The organism is Campylobacter sp. 2018MI13, assembly GCF_018501135.1.
Taxonomy (GTDB): domain Bacteria; phylum Campylobacterota; class Campylobacteria; order Campylobacterales; family Campylobacteraceae; genus Campylobacter_E.
In genome coordinates this window covers 1-14,359 of sequence record NZ_JAHCZC010000046.1, presented here as the reverse complement: position 1 = coordinate 14,359, position 14,359 = coordinate 1, and the positions used below count along the sequence as shown (strand labels likewise).

Below are 14,359 nucleotides of genomic sequence, written 5' to 3'. Positions count from 1 at the left end.
AGTGAATGATTTAAAACTTATATATAAGAAAGTTTTAAATGGCTCTTGATCACTTGTTTAGATATCAAAGATTGACGTTGAAATAATTGATATATTTAAAATTAACAATAAAACTATTTAAAATAACAAGTTTGATAACTGAAGTTATGCAAACGAAAGCCTGAATTATATACAGCAAAACTTAAAGTATTCTTAAATATAAAAATATTTTTTAAAAAAATTGAAAAAAATGAAAATTTGTGAAAAAGTTTTTGAGTTATTTGAAATGGACTAGTGGTAATTGATTGTTGAAAATAGTTGGGAGTTAAGGGTTTGGTGGAGTTTATGGTTATTAGGATTTATAGGTAAAGTTTATAATATAAATAATTATAAAAAACCAAAATCCTATTTCAAGTTGTTTTAAATAGCTTTATTTTTGAGTATTGCAATTAGAAAAATAATTTAATTTTAAAGAATTTGAATTTGAAATTTAAATTTTAAATCTAGCAATATCTAAGATTTATTTTAAACTCCTGTTTTAAATTCTTTAAGTACAAACAATAATAGCACCTCGTTTTAACAAGATTTTATTATCATTTTTCAACTCTTTTAAAACCCTTGAAATACTTTCCCTTGAGCTACCTACTACTCTTGCTAATTCTTCGTGAGTGATTTTTAATTCATTATTATTTGCATTATCTTTTATATATTTTAAAACACGATTTGAAAGCGGCATAAAAGCAAAATCTTCTAAAAATTACATAATTTCGCTAAGTCTTTTAGAAATAATGTCTAATTTTAGCTGTTTAAATTCTAAATATTTTTCGCTTAATTCTTCTAAATCTTTGCTAGGAATTACCCAAACATTAGTGTTTTTTACAAACTCAATATTAACATCAAAACTAATATTATTTAGCACGCAAGAAGCTAATAATAAGCAATATTCATCATTTGATAAATTAAAAATATCAATCTTTCTAATGCCATTATCAATAAATATCTTAATACTTCCATCAATTATAAATATAAGCCCTTGACAATCCCATAAATCATCACCTTTTTTATAAATCTTAGAAAGACCTTTTTCTAAACATTTTTTAATTAGCTCATTATTTGTAAATATAGAATTTAAAAAATCTTCAATCTTTTTCATTGTAACTTTATCACATACATAATTTTTAAAAACTCTTATACTTTATCAAAAAAAGGAATATTATGAGTTTAAATAGAAGGAATTTTTTAAAAATCGCAGGAATTGCTAGTGTAAGCAAGGTTTTTGCGAATACTAATCAAGAAACAATGGCAAAACTAATTGATTTAAGCCTTTGCGATGGCTGTGCTAATTTAGCAACACCTTTATGCGTAAGTGCTTGTAAATTAAAAAATAAAGATGTTTTTCCTAAACCAATTAGCGAAATACCAAATTATTATCCACAAAAATTTTACGAAGATTATCAAGACAAAAAAGATGAGATTAATAGGCTAAATCCTTATAATTTCATCTATGTTGAAAAATTAAACATAGATAATAAAAATATAAATATCCCAAGACATTGTATGCATTGTGATGACCCAACTTGCCTTAAAATATGTCCTTTTGGAACAATTAGCAAAGATAATTCAGCGGTTAAGATTAATCCTAATGTTTGTTTTGGTGGAGCAAAATGTAAAGATGTTTGCCCTTGGCACATACCACAACGACAAGCAGGAGTTGGAGTTTATCTTAACATAGCACCTAAATTAGCAGGTGGTGGGGTTATGTATAAATGCGATTTATGTGCTGATATTAGCATTCCTGCTTGTGTGAGTGCTTGTCCTAAAAACGCAATGATATATGCAAATAAGGAAAAAATAAAATTACTAGCCCTAAAAAAGGCACAAGAATATAAAGATTTAGCCAAAGATGATGGCACATATATTTACGGAGATAAACAAAACGGCGGAACTGCGACTTTTTATGTATCACCGATTTCGTTTGAAAAAATTCAAGAAGCAATAAGCAAAAAACACGCAAACAACACCCAAGGAATAGCACATATGAAAGTAGATATAAATAACAAAATAACCAGTAATGACAAAATTATTAAAAGTGTTTTATTAAGCCCGATTGCAGGTGTTTTAGCAGGTGTTTTACTAAGGAAAAAAAATGAAAATTAAAAGACAAAGTATATTTAATCAAATAACTCATTTAGAAATAATGATTAGTGTTTTTGCGTTGATTTTTAGTGGTATTTTACAAATGCCTGTCGCAAAAAGATATATGATTTATAAACTACCTTTAATGTCTTGGAGTGTGGATTATTATATTAGTTTGATGGTTCATTATATTTTTAGTATTAGCTTGATATTTTTTGTATTTTTGCATATTACATATTATATTTTACGCAAAGATTTTTCAATACTTCCAAAAAAAGGTGATATTAAAAAAAGCATAAAATTAATCTATGCAATAATTTTTAACAAAGAAGAAGAACCTTGCGAAAAATACCTACCAGAACAACGCCTTGCGTATTTAGGACTTGTAATTATTATGGCTGTTTTAATTATTACAGGGCTTATTAAAACTTATAAAAATTTAGCAGGAATTTCAATTAGTGAAAACTCTATATTTTTAATAGCATTACTACATAATATTGGAATGTTTTTAATAATTTTTTGGATATTTATACATTTATTTGCTTTTGTTTTTAAGACTAATAGAGCACTTTTAGGTGCTATGTTTGGTGGAAAAATTGATGCTAAATATGTATTAAAAAGACATAAATTATGGCATGAAGGTGTAAAAGCCGCTAAAAAGGTCTTAAATATGTTATGAGATTACTAGCTTATATCGTAATTAAAATAATAAAATTTATACCAAACAATACAAATATTATATAAATCAATAAATTATTTTATACAATTCATTGACTTATAAAATACCCATAATAAAATATAATTTTTTAAAATTCCCTAAACCTTATATGTTTAAAAACGCTTTGTTTTATACCATTTTCATCTTTTAAAACTTCTCTTTTTGTAGTGGAATAAATGGGTTTTAAAGCTTTTGATTTAGCGTAATTTATAAGTTTAAAACACAAGCCAAAATCCCCACTAATAAGCACATAATCACCTTTTTTGGTGCTTTCATCGATATATTCATAAAAATCTCTTGCATAATCATCTAAGTTATCAAGCTCTGGCGGGACATTGGAAAACTTAGTTTGCAAATCCTTTGGCAAGGCTTTAAATTCTACTATTTTTAGGCTAGTTTTAGCGTCGTTTATTTGCTCATCGCTTAATTTGTGTGAAAAAAATAAGTGCATAGCAATCATTTTGCTTTTGCCTTTATGTCTAAAATCAATTTATCTTTTAATTCTTGACTAAAATTTAAATTATTAAATATTTCATCATAAGAATTAAAAAATTCTTCTATTCTAGTTTTATAATTGTTTTCATAATCATCGCTAAAGGCATCACAATGAGACATTCTATTCCTTAAATCAGCTATTTTTCTAGTTAAATTAATCACAGAATTAAATAATTTTATATCATCAGGAAAAGTGTTTTTATACTTAGTATATCTGTGATTATTTTGATTTACATTTGGCTTAGTTTCTTCAAAACTAAGTAAAAAATTTCTAATTGCTTTATATTCAGAATAACAATATTCGTATTTAGCCCTATCTAGTTGTTGTTTAAACTCATTAAAAATATGTAAATATATAGATTCAAGTAAAAACTGAACGCAATTTAAAAAATAATCGTGTTTTTTATAAAGCACAGCTAATTCATAATAAAAAGCTCTTTTAGGCTTAATTTTACCATTACCTGCTGACTTGATATTTACTTTATTTAAGCCTTGTAATTCAAGCATTATCTCATTTATTAAAGGTTGCAAATTTAAAAGACTTTGCAATGGATTTCTTTCGTAATAAAAAAGATTTTTTAAATTTTTATTTATATCTTGAATTTGATTTTTAAAAAGCGCGTCACTAAAACCTTTTAAAGCTAAATAAAGCGGATTATCAAGGTTATAATTAGGCACTTTTAAGCATTGTTTAAAAGTGCTTAAGACATTTGACATAACCATATTTTCAACATATTCATCAAGGCTTATAAATTCATATTCTTGTTGTTGGATTATCTCCTTTGCCACGATGAAATTTATCTTAAAATCTTTATTAATATTAGCTTGAATAAGCCCTGCAAAAATAGCTAAAATCGTATTGTCTCTAAAGCCGTGGGTAATATCTATTATGATTTTTTTATACTTATTTGAACTAAAATCATTTTTTAAATCATTTATCAAATCCCCTAAAAATTTAGAATATTCTTTCTGATCAAACTCTTTTGGGGTAATTTTATCACCATAAATTGGGCTTTGCTTTTTATTTGATAATTTTGTACCGTATAGTGTAAAGTCAAAATTATCGTTATTAAATTCTTTAAGCAAACACTCCGTAGCACTCCACATATCAAGCTTAATCGTATCTTTTTCTACTTCAAAAACCTTATAAAAATCGCTTGTTAGAATATATTGTGCTTGTTTTGTTTGTTTTAGTCCTTTTGTATTTATATCTTCTTTGCTTTTTATTTGAAAATCTTCTACATCTTTATAAGTATTTGTCATACCTAAAAAACTAATGATTTTTATTTTGGTTTTGCCTTGTAATGGTAAATTTTCGTTGGTTTGCTCTGCGCTTTGAGGGTTTTGCGTATTTTCACATTGCATTTTATTTTCCTTTTTATCAACACTTTTCTTTACAATTTGAAGTCCTTTTCTAGGAGGTATTTTTATTTCACTCATTTTTACACCTTTTGCAAGGCTTTTAACCCTGCTTTGTTATTAATTCACTAGGGAGTGGCAAAACCTTATCTTTATGCTTAAAATCGTTAATATCCATATATCTAATATCAATATTTTTTGATTTTTCATAATTAAGCATTATTTCTAGCTCTTTTAGTCTCGGCTCTTCCCATAAGCTATTATTTTTTGAACCAATTTGCTCCAAAATCTTGCTTTCAAACGCCTTTATATAGTCTTTTTGCTCGTTGATTAAACTTAGCTCACATATGCCATTATCTGAAAACAAATTCTCATAACTTTTAGTTATATCATACACGCTTAATTTAGCATTTATTTCAACACTTCCAAGCCCAAGTGGTTTAGCTCCGCCAAACTTATGAAAACAATTTTTAGGCAAGTTCAAAACAAACATTAAAGCACCTAATTCATAATCTTTTAGATTAGAAAATCTGATTTTACCTTTAAAATTAACACCACTTTTTATAGCTCTTATAACATTTTTCATTTTTTCATTATCTGGGCGTTGTTGATCTGGAATAAATTCATAATCCTTTTCATTTTTTATATCTTTATGGTGATACATTTTATAGCCTCTTAACATTACATCATCATTATAATGTTTAACGCTACTAACTTTAGATTTTAAGCTATTTTCTAAATACATATTATAAGAAGTTGGTTTTGGACCTTGCAAATTTTGAGTTCTTGTTTCTTTTTGAAAAATATCTTTTAAATCACTTGTTAGATTTGCATCTTCAAAGAATACCCTAGAAGCAAATTCGCTTTCTTTACCAAAAATACATTCTGTTAAATCAAAATCATTTTCACCAAATTCATACTCAGGTATATGCTCTTTTACGCTTTTAAAATAAGGTATTCTAAAATACGGTGTATGACCAAAAAATACATATTTTATCCCTGCTCTTTCATGTTCAACAAAAAAGCACGGAACTCCGTTTGGGTATTTTTCATAATCATTTGCAAGCTTTACAAGGTTTAAAAACTTTTTATCCCTTTGTGGCTGTCTTTTATTATCAGCTTCGTAAAGCTCTATAAGCTCATAATCAAGACTTATTTTATCCAAAGCCTTTAACTCATCTTTGCTTAGTTTTTTGAATTTAAAATATGTTTTTTTAGCACTTTTAATATTTTTGCTATGATTAATTTTTGCCGTTGTAACTCCTGTATAAACTATATATTTATCACCAACCAAGTTAATTTCCATACTTTTATCTGCTATTTCTTGGCATAACTTTAAAGCATTTGGGTGCTTTTCTAATTCACTCAATCCTTTTAGATGGTTATCTTTATAAATACTACATTTATATGCTTGTTCTTTTGTAGCTTTATAAATAGCGTATTTTCTCTCGCCCTCTTTTACAAAATACCCAAACTTAGCGTTAGGTCTTGGCACCCCATCTTTATCTTTGCTTGACATTATTCTTGCATATTCAGCTTTAAGCGTGCTTTCACCTTTACCTGCCATATTTCTATAATAAAAAGTAGTTAGATTTGTATTTTCAAATTTGCCATAACTTACGATTTCTACAAGATTTCTTATCATTCCTCTTAGGTTTGAACCTGGTATTTTTGGAGTTACTCCATCTATACTAAAGAATTTTTTAACTTCTCCTTGTTTTTGTTCATCACCTATAAAAAATGGTGTTTTTGTGGTTATTGTTAGGTTTATTTCCCCACTAATTCCATTAAAATTGTCAAAATCATCAGGTTTTTTAAACTTAGCAAACTCATTTTTATGATTTAAGGGAATGAAATTGTATGAAGCTGTAGCCTTGCCAACAATTCCACCTTCACTTTTAGTGCCACCTGATTGTTTTTTATGATTATTAAAATTAGCCTTTTCTTGTGCTTTTTCTTTTGTTTGCTTTTCTTGGTTATTTCTTTTAGCTATTTCTTTTTGTTTATTTGTTCCATTATTTGCAAAAAAATCTCCAAACGGATTATTCATCTTATCTCCTTTATTACATAGCCTTTTATATAAGCTTGATTTGTGTCTTCGTGATAACCTATAATGTCGTATTTTTCTATGATGATTTCATTGTCCTTTTGCCTTTCAAGTGGCAAATAAAACTTCCCACCCCTACCATCATCTACCTTGCTCCAGCCATTTTCACAATCCACAACTTTGCCTAACATTATTGTTGTACTATTTATTTCATCACCTTTAAATTCATAAAGCCTTGAATTATCACCCCAAAAATAAAGCTCTTTAACCCCATCAAATGCACGAAATTCTAAAATCTCATCTTTATTTAAAGTACTAATTCCTGATTGAAATTCCATTTCGCCGTTTTTTACCTTACCAAATAGCATTTTATCCTTTGTCCATGCGATGATTTTTGCATTATCAAAATCTTTTAAAAGCTCTTTCATTTTAGCAACTCCTTAGCTATCTCACTCATCTCGTTTGACTTTAACTCTTTGCCGTTTTCATAAGCGCTAAACTTACCACTAAACACCCCACGACCAACATTTTTACCACCACCAACGGCTAAAAATCCAGCACACAAATCCCTTGCTACAAAAAGCATTAATGCTTTTTCTTTAGGGCTTGGGTTTTTTAGCTCTATACTTAGATTGATTTTGCCATCATAAATAACCTTAGCATCAAACAATGCTCCATCAATGGTCGCCCCACTAAATCTATCTATTTTATTTCTTTGATGAAGTTTTTCCATGACGTTTTTAATTTCACTTTCACCAACCCTAACTCTTGATTTTTGAGTATCGCCTGCTTTTTTAGTATCAGTATTTTTATCTACTGCGTAACCAAAAAGCTCATCTATAAAATCATCGCCTAAATTAAAAGTATTTGCTATTTTTAAAGCTTGATTTTTAATAGCACCTTTAAAGCTTGTCCCGCTTGCTATAAATTTGTCATTTTCTTTAAGACTAGCTACTTTTGCATTTTCATCATAGTTATTTACACTACCAATTAAAAGTGAGTTTGTGATATCCAAATCAATTTTTATTATAAATCCTAGTTTTTTGTCTTGTTTTTCTAGAATTTGACATTGTGCATTTTCGCTATTGTTTAAGAAATCCTTATATTTTTCAAAATCATTTGGAAATAAAAACTCGTATTTTTTAAGCTCTAATTTGTTATTTTCAGTATCTTTAAAAGCAAATCTACCAAGACCTGACATTGTTTTAGCACCTATATTTATTTCACTTTGTAAGATATCTTCATAAGCTTTTATATCATCATCTAAATTATCATTTTCATAAATGTTAATTTCACTTTCAAAAACAAAATCCGAACCAGCTGAAATAACTTCATAATCAAACAATGCTGTATCTTCTGCTATATTTGTTGTAGAAACTATCCTTATGCCATTTCTAATATTAACTTGATAATTACTTCTCTCATCTAAATAACAATCATTTAAAATAAGTCTACTTTTTTCACTCTTTTTATTATTTTCAGTTCCTAGCAAAAGACACTCGCCAAGCTCACTTTTTAGCACTCCAGCTAGACTTGTAGCGCTAATATAAGGCTTATCAGATTTATCCTTTAAACACATGCTATCTATGAAATCGCCTTCACTTGAGCCTATTTTAAAAGCTGTTTTATTTACTAAAGTTCCTTTATAAAATATCTTTTTTATTAATTTTTTATGCACTTCTTGGCTCATTTTGTCTCCTTTCTAGCTTGTTTGAGTTTGCTTATAAGTGTTTTAATTTTTAAATAAAACAAATACTCTTTATCATAGTATTTGTCATAATTTGGTAATTTAAATTTTTCAATATCAATACCGCTTAAATTAAGTCCTTTTTTATTTCTTTCCATTTTGTCTAAAAATTCATTTTGTTTTCCATTTTGCTTGGGCTTAAACTCTTTTTTAAACAAATCTATTATAGATTTTTCGTTATCAAATCCTATAATATTTAAAACCTTTTCAATTCTTGCTAATTCGCTTTTTGTCATTTTATCTTTACTACGATTTTTACATTCTGGATATTGAATTTCATAGTTTTTATACTCATTGCTTAAAAATACTCTTTGTTCTAGGTCTTTTTTTAAGATATTTTTAAGTGTTGGCTCTATGTTCTTAAGCTCATCATCACTTAGTTTTGGTTTTTCTAGTTTATTTTTAGAATTTTGATTTGTTTCATTATCTTTTTTATCACTTTTCAACTCTAAATTATCAAAACTTTTATAAGCTTTAAGCCACCCAAAACCAAATTCATCTTGAGTTTTAAGTTGCACTAATTCCTGATTTAAATTCCCACTAACTTTAAACACACTACCTATGCTAAATCCCATTACTTGTGGGGTTTTACACTTGTAAGAATTGTTATAAAATTGTGCTTTTTCATATCTTGAAATTACGATTTTTTCTAGCTTTAATCCTTGTTTTTCTAGTTCGTTTTTAAGTGCGTCAAGACTAGGTTCAAATCCGCCAATTTCGTTTCTTAATAATACCGGACTAATTGCCACTAGATAAAACTCATTATTAAAATTACTTTCTTTATTGCTTGAACTCTCAAAGCTGATTTTTACCCTACCATATTGAGAATTTGCACTTTTGCCAAGTCTTAAAACCTTGCCATCAAGTTCGCTAAAATTCTCTTCATCCATTAGCTTTATAGCAAATTGTTGCCCCTTGCTAATTGCTGTGTATGAGAAGATTTTGTTTTTATATTTGCCTTCACTTTCATATTTTTCAAGCTCGGTAAGACTCATATTTTCTTTATCAGCTAAGCTTACATGGGTTTTGTTGATAGTGCTTATTTTTGCTTTACTTAAAATACTATTCTTTATACAAACATATCCACCTATGCTTGATTTTTTCTCTATTTTAAAATCATTATTTTTCTTTAGCTCTTCTTTTTCTTTTTCTTCATCAATTTCTGTGTAAATTTTCAAATTTTCTTGTGCATATTTAAGTTTTTTAAGGTTCATCGGTGCTGGATAAAAAATATTCTTATCATCATAAAAATAAGCATTTTGTGGCTTAGAATACTCCACCCCAAGCTTTTTAAAAGCACCTTTAATCGCACTAGCACTCAAATATTCCTTAGTATCAATGGTATTTTCATCGCCACTAAGATTTGTAAGCACCACATCATCAAGCAAAGTAAAGACCATAATATCCCCACTTTTTTTAGATATTTCATTGATTTTTTTATTTTTTATTATTTCGCATTTTACTTTACCAAAACCTCTAGTTCTTTTATGCCCTATATAACGAAGATTTAGGCAAATTAGTTCTAAGTCTTTTTGAAATTCCTGTTTGAAATTCTCATCAATCTCGCTTTCAAATATAAGCCCTTTATCATAAGCCCTAAAGCGTCTTAAACTTCCTTTTTTAGCTACTCCACGCTCATCTAAGCTAGTTTGACTTAGCACTACTGAAAAAGAGTTTTTAAACAAATCTGGCTTAAAATCATTTGATAATTTTTCTAAAATATCATAATCTTGCAATCTCGCATCGCTTAGTTTTATAATGCCTTCGTTGTTTTCATCGCCAAAAAGCCTAAGCACATTTATATCTTGCCCCATAGAAACAAGCTCATTTGCACTATCTTTTAGCATTCCCTTTAGGCGTTTTGCACTGATATATGGCAAGCCGTATTCATTATAATCGCAATCCAAATCTATTAAAGCATCGCCGTTGCCATTTGTAATTATCGTATTACTTAAAAGTGTAATTTTTAATATCATTGTCCGTCCTTTTGTGGATAAAACGCACTTAGTTCTATCGCATCTAGTAGCATATTTTTGTGTTTTATCTCATCGCCATCTAGCAAATCACTAGCATTAAACTCATCGTTTTCACAATAAATCTCAATGTATTTTTTAAGACTTTCTTTATCGCTATAATAAAGTAAATCCCTAATCTTCATCATCTTAGACCTTGCCATTTTGTTTAAAATCTTAACAAGCTTTAAAAGGTCATCAAAATCATAATGTTTGCATTTTTCGTTTTTATTTATAAAATAGCCTTCGTGGTTTATGTATTTATTCTCGCCACTTAATCTCTCGCTTGTATAAGTCTTTTCAAGGTAATTTAATCCTGATTTTACTTGATTTGAAAGGATTAAAAATGCTAGGCTTGATTTAGAATTATCCTTTTTTGCTAGTGCTTTTGCCTTACTTGTTAGCTCTTCGCTAAGCTGATACGCCCTACTAAACGGCGTTTTAGCCTTGCATATTACTATCCCTACACTTGCATAAAGACTATCAAAATATTTTTTAGAAGCATTTTCAAGCTCTTTTATAAAAGTCTTACTAAGCCAAACCCCAAGCCTACCTTCACTAACAAAAGTAAAATCATCTCCGTTTAAAATAATCGGTCTAATAGGTAGATAATATTTATTTTCTTTTTTAAAATCATCTTTAGTGATTTTTATATCTTTAAACTCAAAACCATCATTATCTAAGTGATTAATTAGCTTATCTATCATTTTCTCAAAGGCTTCTTGCATAATTTCATCAATTTGTTTAGAAAATTCTTTAGATTTTTCTTTACTATCAAGCTTTTTTACCTTTTCGCCAAGTGTATTGATATCGCAATGTACCACGCTTATAAAGGCATTATTATGAATATAAATATCATCTAATTCATTGCTAAATTCATATCCTTTATTAGCTAAATACTTATCAAATCTTTTAGCATTTTCTACCATATTCCTTTTACTAGCTGTTGCGTTGCTAAACTCCCCACTCTCATTTACACCGATATTTGAGCTAGGGCATAATCTTTCAAAGCCAATATTTAATGAATGCGTAAGTGGATAAAAGCTGTTTCTAATATTATCTAACTCATCTTTAGCACCAGCGATATCTTTTTGATAATCCCCACTCATTTTGTAAGGCACTAGATAAGGCACTAAACTAGGATAAGTTTTAAGTAAATATAGGCTGTATTTTTCTATAAATTCTCTTGCAATTTCAAGCTCATCAAAAAACAAATAAGCATTCCCGCCACCACTAAAACAATCCTTTATCTTGCTTATCTCAAAATTAAATTCCTTACAATTTTCTTTTATTTTTTCAACATCACTCGCAAGGGCTATTATCTCACTAGCACCTATCATATCTTTAAGTTTATTTGAGCTAAAAATATATTCTTGTTTAGCCGCTATATCAATTAAAACTAGATAATCACTCATTTTCTATCCTTTCTAAATCAATTTTGCCAAAACCAAAAGCCGTATGTTTTCCGACCCCTACAAGCCTTGCAATCTCAAGCAATCTCACGCACTCATCACTAAGGTTATAAAAATCAATTTCGCCAATTTTTGCATAAAAATTCATTTTTTTGCCTTGATTATTTGAGTATCTTAATAATTTATAGTCCATTAATCTTTGACTAAAAGAAAAATTATCATCAAAAAACACTCTTTCGTTTATGCCATTTATTTCATTAAAACGGCGTTTTAACGAGATAAAAAAGCTAAGTGGGTTAAAATCTGTGCTTTTATCATTTATCATAAACGGGGTTTTGAAAATCACTTTTATATTTTTATAGGAATTTTGCGGGATTATTTCAATACTTTTTATATCTTTATTTAATAATTCACCTTTATTACTCATAAAAGGCTCATCGTTTAAAAATATCTTTTCATAATCATATTTTTGTCTATCTACTCCAAGCCCTAAAGCTCTCATTTGCTCCATAGCCAAAGCAAAATAAGGGGTATATTTTATATAATCATTAAAAAGATAAATACTAAAATCATAAGAATTAAAATCAATTTCTAAGCGGTATTTTGAACTTGCGTTGTCTTTATTAAAAAACATCTCAAAGATATTCTCATCAACCCTTTTTAACGCCCAACCCAAAGTCCCCCGAACAGCCGAGCCATTAAACTCATTTTTAGGCTTAATATTTATGCCTTTTACACTTAATTTCACATATCTCACCACACCACCTTATTTAAAAATAATCAGATATTATCATTCATCATTTGAAATTTATTTAATGAAATAGCAAATAAAAAAAGGAATTTGCAATAAGAATTATAATAATTTTATTGCAAATAAGCCTTTATTGATTGTTAATATTTAAAGCTAAAACTTAGATATATTTAAATCCAAAAAGAGAAAATTATGAATAATTCACAAAAAACATCAAAACAAGTCTTGCATATAAACAAAGCAAATCTTAGCTTGGTTAAAGATAATGAATTTATAAGCATAAAAGATAATAAAGAAACTATAAGCAAAATCCATCCAAGCAAACTAAAATCAATTATAATAAATACAACGATAACAATAAAATCAGATGTATTATTTTTAGCGGCTTTATATAAAATCCAAATAACATTTATAAATCAAGCCTTAGATAGTATAAGCTTGTATAAAAACCAAAGCTCAAGCAAAACATTGTTACTACAAGCAAAACTAAGTGATGAATTTAAATTAGAATTATCAAAGCAAATAATACTAGCAAAATGCAAAAATCAATGTAATTTCATAAAAAGAATGGATAAATATCACAAAACCTATAAAAACAATATCTCAAATATGAAAGAATATATATCAAAAATCAAACAAGCCAAAAACACTCAAGAGTTACTAACTATTGAAGGAAAAGTTGCTCTATGGTATTTTGATGTATTTACAAAAAGATTTAATGATTATGGTTTTATAAAACGCCATAAAAAAGGAGCAAAAGACATTATCAATATGAGCCTAAATTATCTTTACGCCATACTTTATAACAAAATTCAAAAACTTATGATAGATATCAATATAAATCCATATTTAGGATTATTCCATTCAAATAATGATAAAAACACTAGTCTTGTATATGATTTTATTGAAGAATTTAGAGTGTATGTTGTAGATATGATTGTATTTGCGTGGTTTTCTCATCGTCCTAATGCTAGTAACGAATTAAACAGCGAACTTAAAGCTAAGCTTGGCAAAATGTTTGCTAAAAGACTTTTAGATACATTATATTATGAAGGCAAAAATCTAAGCATAGATGAAATAATACAAAAACAATTAAAAAAACTAAAAACAGCAATCACAACAAATACAAAATACAAAGGTTTTTGTCCTAATATTTGCTAAATAATATTGAAATTATCTACGATTTTACCTATTGTATGACTTGGTATTTGCATTTTGACTGGATATATTTTGATTATATCTGTTTTAGGATTGATTAGGGATTTGAAATATTTTATAAGTTTATTTAATCTATCACAGCTTATATTTAATTCAAATACACTTAAATTTATTCTCTCACCACAGCTTAATAAAGTATCGTGGATTATCTTACGAGTTTTATTAGAATTTATATCATAACAAACTATATAAAGCATTTAATCTCCTTTTTTTAAACCATCATAATCATTTTTAGTCTATAAATCTATGACTATCTAAATAAATTAAAAGTTAAAATTCTTATTTAAATTCTATATTTTTCAATATTTTCAATTTATGGAATTTAAAACAAGAAATATCACTCTAAACCCCATTTTATCATTTCGCATTTACCTAGTTTTAGGCTTAAAATCAGCTTAAATATTTTAATTTTATGGGTTTTTGTGAATTTTTGCTTGGCATTTTCTAAAATTTATTTTTGTTTAAGATTTAAAAGCCCTAATTAT

14 protein-coding genes are annotated in these 14,359 nt (G+C 27.6%); 3 read left to right on the top strand and 11 right to left on the bottom strand.

What is annotated here, in order from left to right:
• Positions 1 to 526: 526 nt before the first annotated feature.
• Together KJQ99_RS05970 and KJQ99_RS05965 are read right to left on the bottom strand one after the other, a co-directional pair.
• Positions 527 to 715: a helix-turn-helix domain-containing protein gene (locus KJQ99_RS05970; RefSeq protein WP_214118174.1), complete on the bottom strand. Its 189-nt coding sequence runs from the start codon at positions 713 to 715 to the stop codon at positions 527 to 529.
• Positions 716 to 736: 21 nt separating this feature from the next.
• A complete protein-coding gene (locus tag KJQ99_RS05965; protein WP_214118176.1) occupies positions 737 to 1,132 on the bottom strand; it encodes a cyclic nucleotide-binding domain-containing protein in 396 nt (131 codons plus the stop codon).
• A gap of 62 nt (positions 1,133 to 1,194) precedes the next feature.
• Between KJQ99_RS05965 and KJQ99_RS05960 the strand changes: the two genes are divergently transcribed.
• Together KJQ99_RS05960 and KJQ99_RS05955 are read left to right on the top strand one after the other, a co-directional pair.
• Positions 1,195 to 2,136 (top strand): 4Fe-4S dicluster domain-containing protein, encoded by a 942-nt coding sequence (locus KJQ99_RS05960; RefSeq protein ID WP_214118178.1) that lies wholly within the window; start codon positions 1,195 to 1,197, stop codon positions 2,134 to 2,136.
• A complete protein-coding gene (locus KJQ99_RS05955; protein WP_214118180.1) occupies positions 2,126 to 2,794 on the top strand; it encodes a cytochrome b/b6 domain-containing protein in 669 nt (222 codons plus the stop codon). The genes KJQ99_RS05960 and KJQ99_RS05955 overlap by 11 nt, the downstream gene beginning before the upstream one ends.
• Positions 2,795 to 2,921: 127 nt before the next feature.
• On the opposite strand, the gene csx20 is transcribed toward KJQ99_RS05955, so the two are convergent.
• The 8 genes from csx20 to cas6 are packed head-to-tail and all read right to left on the bottom strand — an operon-like array spanning position 2,922 to position 12,662.
• Positions 2,922 to 3,284, bottom strand: a complete 363-nt coding sequence (gene csx20 / locus KJQ99_RS05950; protein ID WP_214150268.1) for a CRISPR-associated protein Csx20 — start codon at positions 3,282 to 3,284, stop codon at positions 2,922 to 2,924.
• Between the two features lie 5 nt (positions 3,285 to 3,289).
• Positions 3,290 to 4,768, bottom strand: coding sequence for a CRISPR-associated DxTHG motif protein (locus KJQ99_RS05945; protein WP_214150267.1), 1,479 nt, complete (start codon positions 4,766 to 4,768; stop codon positions 3,290 to 3,292).
• A 22-nt stretch (positions 4,769 to 4,790) separates the two neighbouring features.
• Complete coding sequence (locus KJQ99_RS05940; protein ID WP_214150266.1) at positions 4,791 to 6,737, bottom strand: TIGR03986 family type III CRISPR-associated RAMP protein; 1,947 nt, start codon at positions 6,735 to 6,737, stop codon at positions 4,791 to 4,793.
• Complete coding sequence (csx19, locus tag KJQ99_RS05935; protein WP_214150265.1) at positions 6,734 to 7,162, bottom strand: type III-D CRISPR-associated protein Csx19; 429 nt, start codon at positions 7,160 to 7,162, stop codon at positions 6,734 to 6,736. The genes KJQ99_RS05940 and csx19 overlap by 4 nt, the downstream gene beginning before the upstream one ends.
• Complete coding sequence (locus KJQ99_RS05930; protein WP_214150264.1) at positions 7,159 to 8,424, bottom strand: RAMP superfamily CRISPR-associated protein; 1,266 nt, start codon at positions 8,422 to 8,424, stop codon at positions 7,159 to 7,161. The genes csx19 and KJQ99_RS05930 overlap by 4 nt, the downstream gene beginning before the upstream one ends.
• Positions 8,421 to 10,457 carry an RAMP superfamily CRISPR-associated protein gene (locus KJQ99_RS05925; protein ID WP_214150263.1) on the bottom strand — a complete coding sequence of 679 codons (2,037 nt, stop codon included), beginning with the start codon at positions 10,455 to 10,457 and terminating at the stop codon, positions 8,421 to 8,423. The genes KJQ99_RS05930 and KJQ99_RS05925 overlap by 4 nt, the downstream gene beginning before the upstream one ends.
• Positions 10,454 to 11,908 carry a Cas10/Cmr2 second palm domain-containing protein gene (locus tag KJQ99_RS05920; protein ID WP_214150262.1) on the bottom strand — a complete coding sequence of 485 codons (1,455 nt, stop codon included), beginning with the start codon at positions 11,906 to 11,908 and terminating at the stop codon, positions 10,454 to 10,456. Before KJQ99_RS05920 ends, KJQ99_RS05925 begins: the two co-directional genes overlap by 4 nt.
• A complete protein-coding gene (gene cas6, locus KJQ99_RS11045) occupies positions 11,901 to 12,662 on the bottom strand; it encodes a CRISPR system precrRNA processing endoribonuclease RAMP protein Cas6 (protein WP_214150261.1) in 762 nt (253 codons plus the stop codon). The genes KJQ99_RS05920 and cas6 overlap by 8 nt, the downstream gene beginning before the upstream one ends.
• A gap of 186 nt (positions 12,663 to 12,848) precedes the next feature.
• On the opposite strand from cas6, the gene cas1 reads away from it, so the two are divergent.
• Positions 12,849 to 13,817 (top strand): CRISPR-associated endonuclease Cas1, encoded by a 969-nt coding sequence (gene cas1, locus KJQ99_RS05910; protein WP_214150260.1) that lies wholly within the window; start codon positions 12,849 to 12,851, stop codon positions 13,815 to 13,817.
• Here the strand turns inward: cas1 and cas2 are convergent.
• Positions 13,814 to 14,071 carry a CRISPR-associated endonuclease Cas2 gene (gene cas2, locus KJQ99_RS05905; protein WP_250325673.1) on the bottom strand — a complete coding sequence of 86 codons (258 nt, stop codon included), beginning with the start codon at positions 14,069 to 14,071 and terminating at the stop codon, positions 13,814 to 13,816. The genes cas1 and cas2 overlap by 4 nt on opposite strands.
• Positions 14,072 to 14,359 lie beyond the last annotated feature (288 nt).

Bases quoted from the DNA above. Each gene is read 5' to 3' on its own strand.
- KJQ99_RS05970 (WP_214118174.1), bottom strand. From the start codon at position 715: ATGCCGCTTTCAAATCGTGTTTTAAAATATATAAAAGATAATGCAAAT.
- KJQ99_RS05965 (WP_214118176.1), bottom strand. From the start codon at position 1,132: ATGAAAAAGATTGAAGATTTTTTAAATTCTATATTTACAAATAATGAG.
- KJQ99_RS05960 (WP_214118178.1), top strand. From the start codon at position 1,195: ATGAGTTTAAATAGAAGGAATTTTTTAAAAATCGCAGGAATTGCTAGT.
- KJQ99_RS05955 (WP_214118180.1), top strand. From the start codon at position 2,126: ATGAAAATTAAAAGACAAAGTATATTTAATCAAATAACTCATTTAGAA.
- csx20 (WP_214150268.1), bottom strand. From the start codon at position 3,284: ATGCACTTATTTTTTTCACACAAATTAAGCGATGAGCAAATAAACGAC.
- KJQ99_RS05945 (WP_214150267.1), bottom strand. From the start codon at position 4,768: ATGAGTGAAATAAAAATACCTCCTAGAAAAGGACTTCAAATTGTAAAG.
- KJQ99_RS05940 (WP_214150266.1), bottom strand. From the start codon at position 6,737: ATGAATAATCCGTTTGGAGATTTTTTTGCAAATAATGGAACAAATAAA.
- csx19 (WP_214150265.1), bottom strand. From the start codon at position 7,162: ATGAAAGAGCTTTTAAAAGATTTTGATAATGCAAAAATCATCGCATGG.
- KJQ99_RS05930 (WP_214150264.1), bottom strand. From the start codon at position 8,424: ATGAGCCAAGAAGTGCATAAAAAATTAATAAAAAAGATATTTTATAAA.
- KJQ99_RS05925 (WP_214150263.1), bottom strand. From the start codon at position 10,457: ATGATATTAAAAATTACACTTTTAAGTAATACGATAATTACAAATGGC.
- KJQ99_RS05920 (WP_214150262.1), bottom strand. From the start codon at position 11,908: ATGAGTGATTATCTAGTTTTAATTGATATAGCGGCTAAACAAGAATAT.
- cas1 (WP_214150260.1), top strand. From the start codon at position 12,849: ATGAATAATTCACAAAAAACATCAAAACAAGTCTTGCATATAAACAAA.
- cas2 (WP_250325673.1), bottom strand. From the start codon at position 14,071: ATGCTTTATATAGTTTGTTATGATATAAATTCTAATAAAACTCGTAAG.